This window comes from Pseudomonas sp. S2_H10, assembly GCF_054668285.1.
This window is the reverse complement of sequence record NZ_CP162754.1, coordinates 4143607-4159536: the sequence shown is the minus strand read 5'-3', so window position 1 is coordinate 4159536 and position 15930 is coordinate 4143607. Positions and strand designations below refer to the sequence as shown.

14 protein-coding genes and 1 pseudogene are annotated in these 15930 nt (G+C 60.7%); 8 read left to right on the top strand and 7 right to left on the bottom strand.

Annotation, left to right across the window (positions count from 1 at the left end; all coding sequences use genetic code 11):
• Positions 1–136: 136 nt before the first annotated feature.
• Positions 137–1939, top strand: coding sequence for an acyl-CoA dehydrogenase (locus AB4O16_RS18635; protein WP_460155514.1), 1803 nt, complete (start codon positions 137–139; stop codon positions 1937–1939).
• Positions 1940–2094: 155 nt separating this feature from the next.
• Here the strand turns inward: AB4O16_RS18635 and AB4O16_RS18630 are convergent, their stop codons facing one another.
• The 4 genes and pseudogenes from AB4O16_RS18630 to AB4O16_RS18615 all read right to left on the bottom strand — a co-directional run bounded on the left by AB4O16_RS18630 (position 2095) and on the right by AB4O16_RS18615 (position 4641).
• A complete protein-coding gene (locus tag AB4O16_RS18630) occupies positions 2095–2826 on the bottom strand; it encodes a methyl-accepting chemotaxis protein (RefSeq protein WP_460158073.1) in 732 nt (243 codons plus the stop codon).
• A gap of 132 nt (positions 2827–2958) precedes the next feature.
• Positions 2959–3987: pseudogene (locus tag AB4O16_RS18625) on the bottom strand (HAMP domain-containing protein); the annotation flags it as partial.
• 145 nt (positions 3988–4132) lie between these two features.
• The gene (locus AB4O16_RS18620) at positions 4133–4435 is read right to left on the bottom strand and encodes a cell division protein ZapA (protein ID WP_007981180.1); all 303 of its coding nucleotides are present in this window, start codon (positions 4433–4435) and stop codon (positions 4133–4135) included.
• Entirely contained in the window at positions 4432–4641 is a 210-nt protein-coding gene (locus AB4O16_RS18615) for a hypothetical protein (RefSeq protein ID WP_110662666.1), read from the bottom strand. Before AB4O16_RS18615 ends, AB4O16_RS18620 begins: the two co-directional genes overlap by 4 nt.
• 300 nt (positions 4642–4941) lie before the next feature.
• Between AB4O16_RS18615 and AB4O16_RS18610 the strand changes: the two genes are divergently transcribed.
• The 3 genes from AB4O16_RS18610 to selO are packed head-to-tail and all read left to right on the top strand — an operon-like array spanning position 4942 to position 11590.
• Positions 4942–6684 carry a potassium/proton antiporter gene (locus tag AB4O16_RS18610; RefSeq protein ID WP_102698610.1) on the top strand — a complete coding sequence of 581 codons (1743 nt, stop codon included), beginning with the start codon at positions 4942–4944 and terminating at the stop codon, positions 6682–6684.
• A gap of 34 nt (positions 6685–6718) precedes the next feature.
• Positions 6719–10078 carry a mechanosensitive channel MscK gene (mscK, locus tag AB4O16_RS18605; RefSeq protein WP_460155513.1) on the top strand — a complete coding sequence of 1120 codons (3360 nt, stop codon included), beginning with the start codon at positions 6719–6721 and terminating at the stop codon, positions 10076–10078.
• A gap of 48 nt (positions 10079–10126) precedes the next feature.
• Positions 10127–11590: a protein adenylyltransferase SelO gene (gene selO / locus AB4O16_RS18600; protein ID WP_460155512.1), complete on the top strand. Its 1464-nt coding sequence runs from the start codon at positions 10127–10129 to the stop codon at positions 11588–11590.
• Between the two features lie 6 nt (positions 11591–11596).
• Here the strand turns inward: selO and AB4O16_RS18595 are convergent, their stop codons facing one another.
• Positions 11597–11998, bottom strand: a complete 402-nt coding sequence (locus AB4O16_RS18595; protein WP_460155511.1) for a helix-turn-helix domain-containing protein — start codon at positions 11996–11998, stop codon at positions 11597–11599.
• Positions 11995–12291: a type II toxin-antitoxin system HigB family toxin gene (locus AB4O16_RS18590; RefSeq protein ID WP_460155510.1), complete on the bottom strand. Its 297-nt coding sequence runs from the start codon at positions 12289–12291 to the stop codon at positions 11995–11997. The genes AB4O16_RS18595 and AB4O16_RS18590 overlap by 4 nt, the downstream gene beginning before the upstream one ends.
• 194 nt (positions 12292–12485) lie before the next feature.
• On the opposite strand from AB4O16_RS18590, the gene trxC reads away from it, so the two are divergent.
• Positions 12486–12920 carry a thioredoxin TrxC gene (trxC, locus tag AB4O16_RS18585; RefSeq protein WP_030129872.1) on the top strand — a complete coding sequence of 145 codons (435 nt, stop codon included), beginning with the start codon at positions 12486–12488 and terminating at the stop codon, positions 12918–12920.
• A gap of 131 nt (positions 12921–13051) precedes the next feature.
• On the opposite strand, the gene AB4O16_RS18580 is transcribed toward trxC, so the two are convergent.
• Entirely contained in the window at positions 13052–13822 is a 771-nt protein-coding gene (locus AB4O16_RS18580) for a ParA family protein (RefSeq protein ID WP_160390588.1), read from the bottom strand.
• A 355-nt stretch (positions 13823–14177) separates the two neighbouring features.
• Between AB4O16_RS18580 and AB4O16_RS18575 the strand changes: the two genes are divergently transcribed.
• From AB4O16_RS18575 to AB4O16_RS18565, 3 genes are read left to right on the top strand one after another with little or no spacing between them, the layout of a single operon-like run.
• Positions 14178–14903, top strand: a complete 726-nt coding sequence (locus AB4O16_RS18575; RefSeq protein WP_460155509.1) for a beta-ketoacyl synthase chain length factor — start codon at positions 14178–14180, stop codon at positions 14901–14903.
• Positions 14879–15688 carry a lysophospholipid acyltransferase family protein gene (locus tag AB4O16_RS18570; protein WP_460155508.1) on the top strand — a complete coding sequence of 270 codons (810 nt, stop codon included), beginning with the start codon at positions 14879–14881 and terminating at the stop codon, positions 15686–15688. Before AB4O16_RS18575 ends, AB4O16_RS18570 begins: the two co-directional genes overlap by 25 nt.
• Entirely contained in the window at positions 15669–15929 is a 261-nt protein-coding gene (locus AB4O16_RS18565; protein ID WP_150714698.1) for a phosphopantetheine-binding protein, read from the top strand. Before AB4O16_RS18570 ends, AB4O16_RS18565 begins: the two co-directional genes overlap by 20 nt.
• Position 15930: the final 1 nt, after the last annotated feature.

The window sequence follows — 15930 nt, the reverse complement described above, 5'->3', positions numbered from 1 at the left end:
GGCAAGCCAGCTCCCACAGTGTTTTGGGGTGTTTGCTAAGTCGGCGCTCGGCTCCAACATCACGCTTATCAATCATCCTGTTCAGTCTTTATCAGCAAGCCTAGACTCGGCCCATTCCAACAAAAGGTAGGCCGCCATGTCCGAGACGTTGCTCAGTTCCCGCAATCTGGCTTTCGAGCTGTATGAAGTCCTCGATGCCGAGGGCCTGACCCAGCGTGAGCGTTTCGCCGAGCACAACCGCGAAACCTTCGATGCCGCCATCGGTACCGCTCGCAGCATCGCCGAGAAATTCTTCGCCCCGCACAACCGCAAGGGCGACGAGAACGAGCCGCGCTACGAGAACGGTCAGGCGATTCTGATTCCGGAAGTGAAACCGGCGGTGGATGCCTTCCTCGAAGCCGGCTTCCTCAACGCCGCGCGCAGTTTCGACGCTGGTGGCATGCAGCTTCCTACCCTGCTTTCCCAAGCCTGCTTTTCGCACTTCCAGTCGGCCAACGCCGCTTCGACCTCTTATCCGTTCCTGACCATGGGCGCGGCCAACCTGATCGAAAGCTTCGGCACCGACGAGCAGAAGCAGCGCTTCCTGCAACCGATGATCGACGGCCGCTTCTTCGGCACCATGGCCCTGACCGAACCGCACGCGGGCTCCTCCCTGTCGGATATTCGTACCCGCGCCGAGCCGGCATCCGACGGTAGCTATCGCCTCAAGGGCAACAAGATCTTCATTTCCGGTGGCGATCACTCGCTGTCGGAAAACATCGTGCACATGGTGCTGGCCAAGCTGCCGGACGCGCCGGCCGGGGTGAAGGGCATTTCGCTGTTCATCGTGCCCAAGTTCCTGGTCAACGATGACGGCAGCCTGGGCCAGCGCAACGACGTGTTGCTGGCGGGGCTGTTCCACAAGATGGGCTGGCGCGGCACCACGTCCACCGCGCTGAATTTCGGCGATAACGGTGAGTGCGTCGGCTATCTGGTGGGCAAGCCGCACCAGGGCTTGAGCTACATGTTCCAGATGATGAACGAAGCGCGGATCGGCGTCGGCATGGGCGCGGTGATGCTCGGCTATGCCGGCTACCTGTACTCGCTGGAGTACGCTCGCGAGCGTCCGCAGGGCCGCGTGCCGGACAGCAAGGACCCGACCACCGCCCCGGTGGCGATCATCAACCACGCCGACGTCAAACGCATGCTGCTGACGCAGAAGGCCTACGTCGAAGGCTCGTTCGACCTCGGCCTGTACGCGGCGCGGCTATTCGATGACACCACGACGCTGGCGACCGAAGCCGAGCGCAAACAGGCGCACGAGCTGCTGGATTTGCTGACGCCGATCGTCAAATCCTGGCCATCGGAGTTCTGCCTGAAGGCCAACGAACTGGCGATCCAGATCCTCGGCGGCCACGGCTACACCCGCGAATACCCGGTGGAGCAGTACTACCGCGACAACCGCCTGAACCCGATCCACGAAGGCACCCACGGCATTCAGTCGCTGGACCTGCTGGGGCGCAAACTGGCGCAGAACGGTGGCGCTGGGCTCAAGCAATTGATCCGCCTGATCGCCGACACCGCCGAACGTGCCCAGGCATTCGAGTCGCTGACGCCACTGCGCGAGCCGCTGGAAAAACTGGTGGCGCGCCTGCAGACCGTGACCATCGGCCTGCTGACCGACCTGGCCCAAGGCAAGGTCAACAGCAGCCTGGCGAACTCGGCGCTGTACCTGAAAGTGTTCGGCCACACGGTGATCGGCTGGCGCTGGCTGGAACAGGCGATCCGCGCCGAGGAAGGGTTGGCCAAGGGCAATGCGGCGGATGTGAGCTTCTATAAGGGCAAGTTGCAGGCGGCGCGGTACTTCCTGACGTGGGAAGTGCCTGGGTGTCACCATGAGCTGACATTATTGGAAGCTCGGGATGATGTTTGCCTGACGATGCAGGATGAGTGGTTCTGATCCTGATCCTGTTTAGCTGCTGAGATCCAATCGTCGGATCGCCGCCCGGAGCAAGCCCGCTCCCACAGGTTTTTGTATTGGACACATAACTTGTGAACAACAGAAATTCCTGTGGGAGCGGGCTTGCCCGCGATGGCGTCAGCACAATCAACACATCAGCTCAACTTGAACCCACCCACCTGCCGCGCCAGATCATCCGCCAACCGCTGCAACGTCTGACAGTCATCCCGGCAGGCCCTGACCTCCCCCGCCGTCTCCCGGGCCAGATCGGAAATGCCCTGCACATTGCGATTGATTTCCTCGGTCACCGCCGATTGCTCTTCCGTCGCCGTCGCCACCTGATGGTTCATGTCGCTGATGCGCTCCACCTGCCCGGTAATGGCGGTCAACGAGGTGCCGGTACGCTGGCTCGACTCGACACCCGTGCCCGTCGCGGCTTGCCCGGAATGCATCGACGACACCGCGTTTTCCGCGCCTTGCTTGAGGCTGCCGATCATCTGCTGGATTTCATCGGTGGAAGCCTGAGTACGTCGGGCTAAAGTGCGAACCTCATCGGCCACCACGGCAAACCCGCGCCCCATATCCCCGGCCCGCGCTGCTTCGATGGCGGCATTGAGCGCCAGCAGGTTGGTCTGCTCGGAGATCCCGCGAATCACTGCCAGCACCTGATCGATGGACGCCACTTGATGGGCCAGTTCACCCACCGCCGTTGCCGCGACGCCGATTTCCCGGGACATGTTTTCAATGTGACGGATCGATCCACCCACCACTTCCCGTGCCTGCATTGCCTCATCACGGGCGGTTTGTGACGCGAACGCCGCATTGCCGGCGTTCTGCGCGATGTCCTGCACGGTCAGGCCCATTTCGTGAACAGCGGTGGCGACCATGTCGGTCATTTCCTGCTGGCGACCAGAACGCTCGGCGGTGTTGTCCACCACCCGCGCCACTTGGCCGACAGCCGTGCGCAAGCGTTCACTGGTGGTCAGCACTTCGCCGATCATGTCGCGCTGGCTGTCGAGGAATCGATTGAAGCCACGGGCCAGATCACCCAACTCATCGGCCCGGCTGGAATCCAGCCGATGGGTCAAATCTCCACCGCCGCTACCGATTGCTACCAATGCCGCTGTTACCTGACGAATCGGTCGTACCAGGCCACGGGCCAGCAGCACCACCAGCAACAGGCACACCAGCGCTACTGCCAGGCCGATGCCGCTGCTCATCCACATGGCGCGGCGGGCTTCGGCGTAGATCTGCGATTGCGGCACTTCGGCCACCAGGGTCCAGCCGAGATCGCGCAGCGGCAAGCTCAATGCAAGGAAGTCTTCGCCATCGCGCTGGAAGCCGTTAGTGGTGGCGGCTTTTTGACTCATCACCGCTTGCGCCGCCGTAGCGCCGATCTGCTCGGTCAAGGTGCGCTTGCCGCTGAATTGCGCTTCGGGATGGACCTGGATCAAACCGTCGGAACGCACGAGATAGACCTTGCCGCGCTCCCCGAAGCTGAAGTTGTGAATTAGCTCCGACAGCTCTTTCATGCTCAGGCCAAGCCCGGCAACACCCACGACCTTGCCGGCCTGCTCGACTTTGAAGTCGATGAAAAGCGCCAATTCTCCGGTGGCCGTGTCGTTATCGATATTGAGGGTGCGCGGCTGGTTGCTGTCGAGAAACGAGTAGAACCAGACGTCTTTCGGATTGGATCGACTGAGGGTCCGGTCCAGGCCTTTTTCGTTGAAGTAATGATTGGACGCCGTGCCGGCAATAATCGCGGTAAAGGCTTTGTGCTCGGCGCGCACGCCTTCGAGATAGGTCGTGAAGGTGCCGGCCTGCGCACCGTCCTCACCCTGCGCCAGCCAGTCGCGCACCATGCTGTTGCTGGCGATGTCCTTGGCGGCGGTGAGGGGCTGGACAAGGATCCGCTCGATGTCGTTGCGCATCGCTTCGATGCTCGACGGCAAGGCTTGCTCGACCAGATAGCTCTGGGCGAGACGATTGACCACCAGGGTATAAATGCCAACCACGATCAGGATACTGACGAGCAGAGCGGTGCCCATGCTCAGGATCAATTGCCATTGGATACTGCGTCGCCAGAACTGCATGGAGCACCCCCAAAGAATAAGAGGCTGAAACACTGCAACAGCCGTGCCGATTGTATACAAACCAACCGACAATCTATTCTTTGGTTGTGCGCAAAGCCGATCAGGCCTGATTGATCGTCTTGGAGATCACTTCAACCGTGGCGCTGACTTGCTCTTGGTAACGGTCGAGTTCGAGCTTGTGCTGCTTTTGCATTTCGATCTGCTGGGAGCACAGATTCATCGCCGCCAGCACCAACAGGCGGTCACCGATCAGCGTCGGGTACTTCCTCTTGGTTTCGGCCAGGGCTGCCTTCAACATCATCGCGGCGTCCAGCAGGGTCTGCTCTTCCCCGGCCGGTGCCTTGATCGAATAGTCCTCCCCCAGGATCGAGACGACTTTTACCCCTGCGGCGTTGTAACTCATGCGCTGACAGGGCCTGCGCTGACGCGCTCAACCAGGGCCTGGATGCGAGCCGCCGTGGCGCCTTGCTTCTCTTCGTGTTCCATCAGGCTCAGTTGCAGGCTTTCGTTTTCATCCTTGGCCTGGGCCAGTTCCGCGGTCAGGCTCTGGTTCTGTTGCACCAGGTCACTGACCAGTTGTTCCAATTGACTGAGGGATGCTTCCAACATTTTGATTTTCCGGGCTTTTTCAAAGGGCGCGTACGATAAAGAAAAGTCACCGCGTATGCCAGGGTTATACAGGCGCAAAGCCTTGATTTTGCTGACGGGCGACCTTTCTCGCGAACTGTAGAGACTGTGATTGCCCGATCTGGTTCCTGCACTTCGTCGCCATGGCGTTTGTCCGGCCCCTTTCCCTGCGCACGTGACAAAAGCTTTTTGACAGCATCACATTTCAACAGGTTAGAATCGCTGGCACGCAGACTGCATGGTCAGTTTGCGCCCGCCTTTCAGCTTTCTGGAGTACTGCCTTTGAATGCGACGACCATCAACAGCCTGTTCTTGATCGGCGCGTTGCTGGTAGGTGCAAGCATTCTGGTGAGCTCACTTTCGTCGCGCCTCGGCATCCCGATCCTGGTGATCATCCTGGCCGTCGGCATGGCGGCCGGCGTCGATGGCGGCGGCATTATTTTCGACAATTACCCCACGGCTTACCTGGTCGGCAACCTCGCATTGGCGGTGATCCTGCTCGACGGCGGCTTGCGCACCCGGGTCTCGAGTTTCCGCGTGGCGTTATGGCCCGCCCTCTCGCTGGCCACGGTCGGGGTATTGATTACCACCGGGCTGACCGGCATGGCGGCCGCGTGGTTGTTCGACCTGAACCTGATCCAGGGCCTGCTGATCGGCGCCATCGTCGGCTCCACCGACGCCGCGGCGGTGTTCTCGCTATTGGGCGGCAAAGGCCTGAACGAGCGGGTCACCGCCAGCCTTGAAATCGAATCCGGCAGCAACGACCCGATGGCGGTGTTCCTCACCGTCACCCTGATCGACATGCTCGCCAGCGGCCAGACCGGCCTGCACTGGAGCTTGCTGACCCACCTGCTGCGCGAATTCGGCATCGGTGGCGTCATTGGCCTGGGCGGCGGCTGGCTGATGCTGCAACTGGTCAACCGCATCAACCTGGCCACCGGTTTGTATCCGATCCTGGTCATCGCCGGAGGCCTGGTGGTGTTCGCCCTGACCAACGCCCTGCACGGCAGCGGCTTCCTGGCCGTGTACCTCTGCGGCCTGGTGATCGGCAACCGTCCGGTGCGCAGCCGCCACGGCATCCTGCACATGCTCGACGGCATGGCCTGGCTGGCGCAGATCGGCATGTTCCTGGTGCTGGGCCTGCTGGTGACGCCTCACGACCTGCTGCCCATTGCCTTGCCGGCACTGGCACTGGCGCTGTGGATGATTCTGTTTGCCCGGCCACTGTCGGTAGTGGTTGGCCTGCTGCCGTTCAAGGCGTTCCATGGGCGCGAGAAAGCGTTCATTTCCTGGGTCGGCCTGCGCGGCGCGGTCCCGATCATTCTGGCGGTGTTCCCGCTGATGGCCGGCCTGCCCAACGCCCAGCTGTACTTCAATCTCGCGTTCTTTATCGTGCTGGTGTCGCTGCTGGTCCAGGGTACGAGCCTGCCATGGGTCGCCAAGCTGCTGAAGGTCACGGTCCCCCCGGAGCCTGCGCCCATCTCGCGCTCGGCCCTGGAAGTACACGTCACCAGCGAGTGGGAGCTGTTCGTTTATCGCCTCGGCGCGGAAAAATGGTGCATCGGTTCGCCTCTGCGCGAGCTGAAAATGCCCGAAGGCACCCGTATCGCCGCCCTGTTTCGTGGTCAACAATTGCTCCATCCGTCGGGTAGTACGGTGCTGGAAGTCGATGATTTGCTGTGTGTTATCGGCCATGAACACAACCTGCCGGCCCTCGGAAAACTCTTCAGCCAGGCGCCGCAACGAGGCCTCGACCTGCGCTTTTTCGGCGACTTCGTACTCGAAGGAGACGCCCAGCTGGCCGCGGTTGCGGCCCTCTATGGCCTGAAGGTCGAAGGCATCGATCCGGACATGTCCCTGGGCCGCTTCATTGCCCAGAAAGTCGGTGGCGCACCGGTGGTGGGTGACCAGGTGGAATGGAACAACACCATCTGGACGGTTGCAGTCATGGACGGGAACAAGATCGGCAAAGTGGGCGTCAGATTCCCCGAAGGAAGTCGCCCGGGTCCCGGACTCTTCCTCTAAACTGCTTCCACTATCATTTGCTTGACCGGTCTTTATGCCTAACCTGCGCTCCATTTTCGCCATCGCCCTGTTGGGCTTGAGTCTCTCTGTCGGCACCGTTGGTTTATCGCAAGCGGCCGAACCGCCCTCCAGCGAAGCCGTGCAGGCGAGCCTGGACAAGATCGCCGACCGCAAACTGCCGGAAGCCGATCAGAAGGCCCTGCAGAGTGTTCTGCAAAACACGCTGACCCAGCTCGACAACAAGCGTGACTACGAGCAGAAGCTGGCCGACCTCAAGCAAACGCTGAGCTCTGCGCCCAAGATGACGCTCGAGAACCAGCGGGAATTGACTCGCCTCAAGGCCAGTGCCGTGGTGCCGGTGGCGCAGCGCTTCGCCAAGGAACCGATCCAGCAGCTTGAACAAGTGCTGACCGAACGCTCCACCCAGCAAAGCGATCTGCAAAAAGCCCTGGCCGATGCCAACAGCCTGATCATCACCGCCCAGACCCGCCCCGAGCGCGCCCAGGCGGAGATCTCCAGCAGCCAGACGCGCATTCAGCAGATCAACAACATCCTCAAGAACGGCAAGGACGCCGGCAAGACCTTGAGCGCGGAGCAGCGTGACCTGCTCAATGCCGAGCTTGCAGCGCTGAACGCACTGATTCCGCTGCGCCGCCAGGAACTGGCCGGCAATACCCAATTGCAGGATCTCGGCAACAGCCAGCATGACCTGCTGTCGGAGCGCTCCGACCGCCTGGACCGGGAAATCCAGGAACTGCAAACCCTGATCAACCAGAAGCGTCTGGCGTTGTCCCAGGAAACGGTCACCCAGCAATCCATCGAAGCGCAGAAGGCCGGCGGCAGCAGCCTGCTGGCCACCGAGAGCGCGGCCAACCTGAAGCTCTCGGACTACCTGCTCAAGAGCACCGACCGCCTCAACGAAGTCACCCAGCAGAACCTGCAGACCAAGCAACAGCTGGACAGCCTGACCCAGAGTGATTCAGCGCTGGACGAGCAAATCAACGTGCTCAAAGGCAGCCTTCTGCTCTCGAAGATTCTCTACAAACAGAAGCAGGCCCTGCCGCGCCTCAAGGTAGACCGCAACCTGGCCGACCAGATCGCCGACATTCGCCTGTATCAGTTCGAAGTCAGCCAGCAACGGGAATTGCTCAGCAATCCGGTCACCTACGTCGAAAACCTGCTGTCGACCCAGCCGCCCGAGCAAGTCACGCCGCAGTTGCGCAAAAGCCTGATGGAACTGGCCACCACCCGTGCCGACCTGCTGGAGCGCCTCAACCGCGAACTGAGCGCGGTGCTCAATGAATCCATCACCCTGCAACTGAACCAGAAGCAACTGCTGAGCACGGCGCAAAGCCTGCGGGCGACGCTCGATGAGCAGATGTTCTGGATTCCGAGCAACAAGCCGCTGGACCTCGAATGGTTTCGCAGCGTGCCGGATCGCCTGGAGCGTCAAATCGATTCACTGCCGGTACTTTCCAGCCTGAGTGAACTGAACGACGGCCTGACCCAGCGTCCGCTGCTGTTCCTGCCGCTCGCGCTGCTGATCGGCGCACTGCTGTGGCGCCGCAAGCATCTGTACGCGCGACTGAACAAGGTTCACCAGGACATCGGTCACTTCAAACGCGATAGCCAGTGGCACACGCCGCAAGCGATCCTGGTCAACATTCTGCTGGCGATGCCGGTTTCCCTGGGCCTGGCATTGTGCGGGCTGGCCCTGCAAATCGACGCCCGCGGGCAGAACGCCAACATGGGCGCGGCGCTGCTGCAAATGGCCGGGGCCTGGCTGGTGTTCTACACCGCCTACCGGATCCTCGCGCCGGGTGGCGTGGCGGAACTGCATTTCCGCTGGGAAAAGCCCCAGGTGGAATTCCTGCGCAGATGGATCCGCCGCCTCGGCATCGTGGTGATGGCATTGGTGACCGTGGTCGCCGTTGCCGAACTGCAACCGGCGGCGCTGGCCGATGACGTGATCGGCATGCCGGTGGTGCTCACCTGCTACGCCTTGATGACCCTGCTGCTCAGCCGCTTGCTGATCAGCAGCCCGACCCACGAGAACGCCTCGCTGTTCCGCAAGCTCGTGGGCATCCTGTTCACCGCCCTGCCCGTCGCGCTGTTCGTGGCGGTGTGCTTCGGCTACTACTACACCGCGCTGAAGCTCAGCGACCGCTTGATCAACACCCTGTACCTGCTGATGTTCTGGCTGGTGATCGAAGCCACCTTCGTACGCGGTCTCAGCGTGGCGGCCCGGCGCCTGGCCTACCAGCGCGCCCTGGCCAAACGCCTGGCCGCCAAAGAGGCCGGCGATGGCGAGGCGGTGATCGAAGAACCGACGCTGGACATCGAGAAGGTCAACGAACAGTCCTTGCGCCTGATCCGCCTGGCCCTGCTCGGCGGTTTCATCGCGGCACTGTATTGGGTCTGGGCCGACCTGATCACGGTGTTCTCGTACCTGGACAACGTCACCCTCTACGAATACACCAGCGGTACCGGCGCCAACATGAGCATGGTGCCGATCAGCATCGGCGACATGCTCGGCGCGCTGATCATCATCGGCATCACCTTTGCCCTGGCGCGCAACCTGCCGGGTCTGCTCGAAGTGTTTGTGCTGTCCAAGCTCAACCTGGCCCAGGGCAGCGCCTACGCGACCACCACGTTGCTCTCGTACGTGATCGCCGGCGTCGGTTTCGTCTCGACCCTGTCGACCCTCGGCGTAAGCTGGGACAAGCTGCAATGGCTGGTGGCGGCCTTGTCGGTCGGCCTCGGCTTCGGCATGCAAGAGATTTTCGCCAACTTCATCTCCGGCATCATGATCCTGTTCGAACGTCCGGTGCGGATCGGTGACACCATCACCATCGGCAACCTGTCGGGCACCGTGAGCAAGATTCGCATCCGTGCCACGACCATCACCGACTTCGACCGCAAGGACATCATCGTCCCGAACAAGACGTTCATTACCGGGCAACTGATCAACTGGTCGCTGACCGACACCATCACCCGGGTGACCCTCAAGCTCGGCGTCGACTACGGCTCGGACCTGGATCTGGTCAAAGAACTGTTGCTCAAGGCGGCACGCGATAACCCGCGCGTCCTGAAAGATCCGGAGCCGCATGTGTACTTCCTGAACTTCGGCGAAAGCACCCTCGACCACGAGTTGCGCATGCACGTGCGCGACCTCGGCGACCGTAACCCGGTGCTCGACGAGGTCAACCGCTTCATCAACCGCGAGTTCAAGAAGCAGCACATCAATATCTCGTTCCGGCAGATGGAGGTTTACCTCAAGAACCTGCACGGCCAGGAGTACAAGATGGTGCCGATCGAACCGGAAACGAAAACCATCGTGCCGATCGTCGACGGCAAGCCGGCGCAAGAACCGCCCGCCGCCAAACTCGACTAACCGGCCTTTCCCCAGCAGAATGCTCGGACATTCTGCTGGAGCCGGCCCTTGAAAGCCCTCGACGAACTCACTTTCAATAATCGCTTCGACCGTCTGGGCGACGCGTTTTCCGCCCATGTGCTGCCCGAGCCCATCGATAATCCGCGCCTGGTCGTGGCCAGCCCCGCCGCCATGGCCCTGCTGGACCTCGACCCTGCCGTGGCCGAAACCCCGGAGTTCGCCGAACTGTTCAGCGGCCACAAGCTCTGGGCCGACGCGATTCCACGGGCGATGGTCTATTCCGGGCATCAGTTCGGCTCCTACAACCCGCAACTGGGCGACGGTCGCGGCCTGTTGCTCGGCGAGGTGTACAACGAGGCAGGCGAACACTGGGACCTGCACCTCAAGGGCGCCGGCCAGACACCGTTTTCACGCATGGGTGATGGCCGGGCGGTGCTGCGTTCGTCGATCCGCGAATTCCTCGCCTCCGAAGCACTGCACGCGCTAAACATCCCGACCACCCGCGCCCTGTGCGTCATCGGCTCCGACACGCCGGTGTGGCGCGAAAAGCAGGAGCGCGCGGCCATGGTCCTGCGTCTGGCGCCGAGCCATGTACGCTTCGGCCACTTCGAATATTTCTACTACACCAAACGCCCCGAGCAGCAGAAAACACTGGGCGACCACGTGCTGGCCATGCACTTCCCTGAGTGCCTCGAGCAGCCTGAACCGTACCTGGCGATGTTCCGCGAAATCGTCGAGCGCAATGCCGAACTGATCGCCAAATGGCAGGCCTATGGTTTCTGCCACGGCGTGATGAACACCGACAACATGTCGATCCTGGGCATCACTTTCGACTTCGGCCCGTTCGCCTTCCTCGACGACTTCGACGCCAACTTCATCTGCAACCACTCCGACGACCAGGGCCGCTACTCCTTCAGCAACCAGGTACCGATCGGCCAGTGGAACCTCAGCGCCCTGGCCCAGGCCCTGACGCCGTTCATCAGCGTCGAAGCCCTGCGCGAAACCCTCGGCCTGTACCTGCCGCTGTTCCAGGCCCATTACCTGGACCTGATGCGCCGCCGCCTCGGCCTGACCACTGCCGAAGACGATGACCAGAAACTGCTGGAGAACCTGCTGCAGCTGATGCAAAACAGCGGCGTCGACTACAGCCTGTTTTTCCGTCGCCTGGGTGAAGACGCGCCGGAACAGGCCATCACCCGCTTGCGCGATGACTTCGTCGACCTCAAGGGCTTTGACGCCTGGGGCCAACTCTACATCGCCAGGGTGGCCCGTGAAGGCACGCTTGATCAGGAGCAGCGCCACCAGCGCATGCACGCGGTCAATCCGCTGTACATCCTGCGTAACTACCTGGCACAAAAGGCCATCGATGCGGCAGAGAGCGGCGACTACTCGGAGGTCCGCCGACTGCACGCAGTGCTGAGCAATCCGTTCGAGGAACAAGCGGGGATGGAAAGCTACGCAGAGCGACCACCGGAATGGGGCAAGCATCTGGAGATCAGTTGTTCGTCGTGAGGTGGGTCAGATAAAGACTTCAACCGACACGCTAAAGCGCTCGGCCAACCAGCGGACTTGGCGCAGGTTGAGCTGGCGCTTGCCACTCAGGATTTCGGACACGACCGACTGAGGACCGACGCCAGGCAGGTCGCTCTGGCTGAGGCCGTGTTCACGCATCAAGTAGCCAAGAATCTCGACCCCGCCAGGCTTTGGCATCGGGTGATGCTTATGGTCCCACTCCTCAATCCAGTCACCAATGATATCCACCAGGCTCATCAGCGGGTGGGACTCATCATCGCCAGTCATCTCGAGCAACTCGTCCAGCGCATGTGCCAGCAGGTCATAGTCATCTTCATTTTTCGGCTTTCGAAGAAGCGGTGAGACAAACTCCCAATGCTCGGCAGCTTTTTTGATCAGTACACTCATGCTTTTTCCTCCTTCCACTTGCCGCGGTCATATTCGCGATGATCCAGCACATGCTTGATATAAAGCTTTTGCGATCGATATCTGACAAAAGCTATCAACCGCAGCTTGTTGCCACCGATATCGAAAACATGAAGCTCACCTACCTTGTCGACAGCAGGGAATGTGGCTCTCATCGCCGCAAAATCCGACGGCTTGCTTCCTTTGGCTAATTGATACCAATGATCCAGCGCATTGGCTGCCATTGGCCATTTGGCCTTGGCTTCACGTACTCTTTTTTCAGTGAGAACATGCATGCAACATCCTTATCGCATTTTGCTATGGTGAGTTAATCACAGATAAAAAATATCGCAAGCTGCGATAATCCGAAGTAGACCAGCGGTCTGGCTCGGTACGACTCAGCCTAGTTTTAACGCTGGACACTGCGCGATTGAAAACATGAGCAAACGTCTCCAACTAGGTGATATCAGCTTCCCATTGGATATCACTCATGACCGACCCACTCCTCATCCCCTGCCCCCACTGTAACGGCCTCAACCGCATTCCCGCCGAGCGCCTCAACGACCATCCAAAATGCGGGCGCTGCAAGGCCGAAGTCCTGCTGAACAAGCCGTTTGAATTGAAGCAAGGCGACTACGCCAGCCAGATCAAGGGCGATCTGCCGCTGCTGGTGGATGTGTGGGCGGACTGGTGTGGGCCGTGCAAGTCGTTTGCACCGGTGTTCGAGCAGGCGGCCGGGCAACTGGCGGGCAAGTGCCGGTTGGCCAAGCTGGACAGCGAAGCAAACCAGCAATTGTCGGCGCAGTTGGGGATTCGCTCGATTCCGAGCCTGATCCTGTTCAAGAACGGCCGGGAGGTCGCCCGGCAGAGCGGGGCGTTCCCGTTACCGCAACTGATGAGCTGGTTGCGTAGCCAAGGAATCTGAAGCACCACCGAATCCCATGTGGGAGCGAGCCTGCTCGCGATAGCGGAGTGTCAACTGACATCATTGCCGACTGGCACCCCGCCTTCGCGAGCAGGCTCGCTCCCACAGTGGTTCTGTGTTGACAGCTAGAGTCAGGCGTTTTCCAGCAGGTTGTGCAGCTCAACGAATTGCTGGGTCAGCTTGTGCCGTGGATCGAGGTGGATCAGCGGCGTATTGGCCTGGTGGGATTCGCGCATGCGTACCGAGCTGGCCAGGTACACCGGCAACACGGGCAAGCCTTCGGCGATCAGTTCGTCGAGAATTTGCTGGGGTAGGCTGGCGCGGGCCTGGAACTGGTTGACGACGATGCCTTCGACTTCCAGGCCTTCGTTGTGGTCTTCCTTCAATTCTTCAATTTCCGCCATCAGGCCATACAGTGCCTGGCGCGAAAAACTGTCGCAATCGAAGGGGATCAGTACCCGATCGGCGGCAATCAACGCTGAAACTGCATAAAAGTTCAGTGCTGGCGGAGTATCCAGGTAGATCCGGTCGTAGTCTTCGCTCAACTCTTCAAGCAACTTACGCAGCTTGTTGATCTTGTGCTTGGCTTCAAGCTTTGGCTGCAAGTCCGCCAGTTCGGCGGTGGCGGTGATGACATGGAGGTTATCGAACGGGGTTTCGTAGATGTCGACCTGATTTTTCTTGGAGAACGGCCCGGAAGACAGCGTCTGCTTGAAGAAATCGGCGATGCCCATCGGGATGTCGCTGCCCGTGAGCCCCGTCAGGTACTGAGTGGAGTTGGCCTGGGCATCGAGATCCACCAACAGGGTGCGAAACCCCTCGTTGGCACTGACCGCCGCCAGATTGCAGGCAATGCTGGATTTGCCAACGCCACCTTTCTGATTGAACACCACGCGCCGCATGTCAAAACCTCCGTGTATCAAAGAATGACCGAGTGTAGTGGTCCACGGCGTTGGTTCGCTACCTTGTCGACACCGGGACTACACAGTCAGTTGACTTCTCTTGCTTGAAAAGCCCTGAACGCCCCGTTTGCTTGATGTCGGAACCGACAAACGGGCCAATAATTTTGTGAATAATTACCAATCGCTCAACTTTTCCCAACCTGCCGTTTGATCTTGCTGAGCAAAATGTAACCAGCATTTGCTACACGTTCCCGGCACCGGGATAATGCGCGCCACTCGGCGCCAAACGCCGCGCAGGGTGAGTCTCGGCTCTCGGCCGCTCCCCGCGTCAAGCAAGCCCGTGAGGGCGGGATGAATGTCTGTGATCAACTTCAACATCGCCCAATGGCGCGCCTGGGCCCCGGGGCTTGATAGCGTGAGCGATTGGCAGGCCTGGAGCCGAAAACCGGTCGTGCTGCCGGACAACGATGCCGCTCCCGACGTTTCCTTTCTGCCGGCCATGCAGCGCCGGCGGCTCAGCCGACTGGCACGCATGGCATTCAGTGTCGGCTGGCCACTGGCCGAAGGTCGGCAGGATCTGCCGCTGGTCTTCGTCTCCCGTCATGGAGAAACGCCCCGGACTGTGGACATTCTCAGCGACCTGGCCGCCGACCAGCCGCTGTCGCCGACCCAATTCAGCTTGTCTGTGCATAACGCGATTATCGGCCTGTGGTCGATCATGCGCGGTGAAACCAGCGAAATGACGGCCCTGGCGGCCGCAGGCGATGGCCTTGAACACGGCATGCTGGAAGCTGCCGCGCTGCTCGCCGAAGGCGCTCGCGCGGTACTGCTGGTGGTCACCGAAGAACAGCCGCCCGAGGCTTACTCGACCTGGATCGACGACGTGCCGTTCCCTTATGCCGTCGGCCTGCTGATCACGCCAGGCACCGACTGGCGGTTGTCCCTGAACAGCGTCCCGGATGCGTTGTCCAAACCCCGCTGGCCACACGCGCTGAATCTGTTGCCTACGTTGCTCGGCCAGCAAACCACCTGCCAACATGCCTGGAAAAATCGTGTATGGACCTGGCAACGCAACCCGTGACCGAGAGAAACCGCGACGCCTATTACTGGCGCTTGCTGGCCACCGCCGCGAGCTTTGCCCTGTTCGGGCTGGGCGGGCTGTGCCTGCGCCTGGTGATTTTCCCTTTGCTCAACTGCCTGCCCGGCGACGCCCGGACCCATCGGCTGCGGGCCCGGCAAACGGTCAGCCGCTGTTTCTGGATTTTTGTGCGATTCATGGCGCGCACCGGGGTGCTGACCTACACCATTGAAGGCGCGGAAAAACTCGGTCGGCCCGGGCAAATGATCATTGCCAACCACCCATCGCTGATCGATGTGGTGTTTCTGATCGGCCTGGTGCGTCACGCCAACTGCGTGGTCAAGCAAAGCCTCTGGGAAAACCCCTTCACCCGCGGCCCCCTGCGCTGCACCGAATACATCAGCAACGACGGCAGCATGGACATGCTCGACGCGGCGGCCGACGCACTGAAAGACGGCCAGACCCTGATCATTTTCCCGGAAGGCACGCGCACCCGGCCCGGCCAGCCACCGGCCTTTCATCGGGGCGGTGCGGCAATCGCCCTGCGTGGTGCGAAAATCCTCACCCCGGTCATGATCAAGGTCAGCCCGACCACATTGACCAAGGCCGAACCCTGGTATCGCATCCCCAAGCGGCGCGTGCACTTCAGTATCCGGGTCGGTGCCGATATAGACCCACAGACTTTCGCCACGCAGGGGCCGCCTCCGCAGGCCTCGCGCAAGCTCAACGATTATCTACATTCTTACTTCATCAAGGAGCTCGCCGAAGATGAGCGATCTGCACCGTGATATCAAAATGCTTATCATCGACGCCCTGGGCCTGGAAGACATCAGCGCCGAGGACATCGACAACGAACAGACGCTGTTCGGTGAAGGCCTGGGCCTGGACTCGGTGGACGCCCTGGAGCTGGGCCTGGCGATCCAGAAAAAGTACGGCATCAAAATCGACGCCGATGCCAAGGACACCCGTAATCACTTCAGTAACGTGGCGAGCCTTGCGGCCTTCGTCACCGCAAAACAGGCAGCTTGAG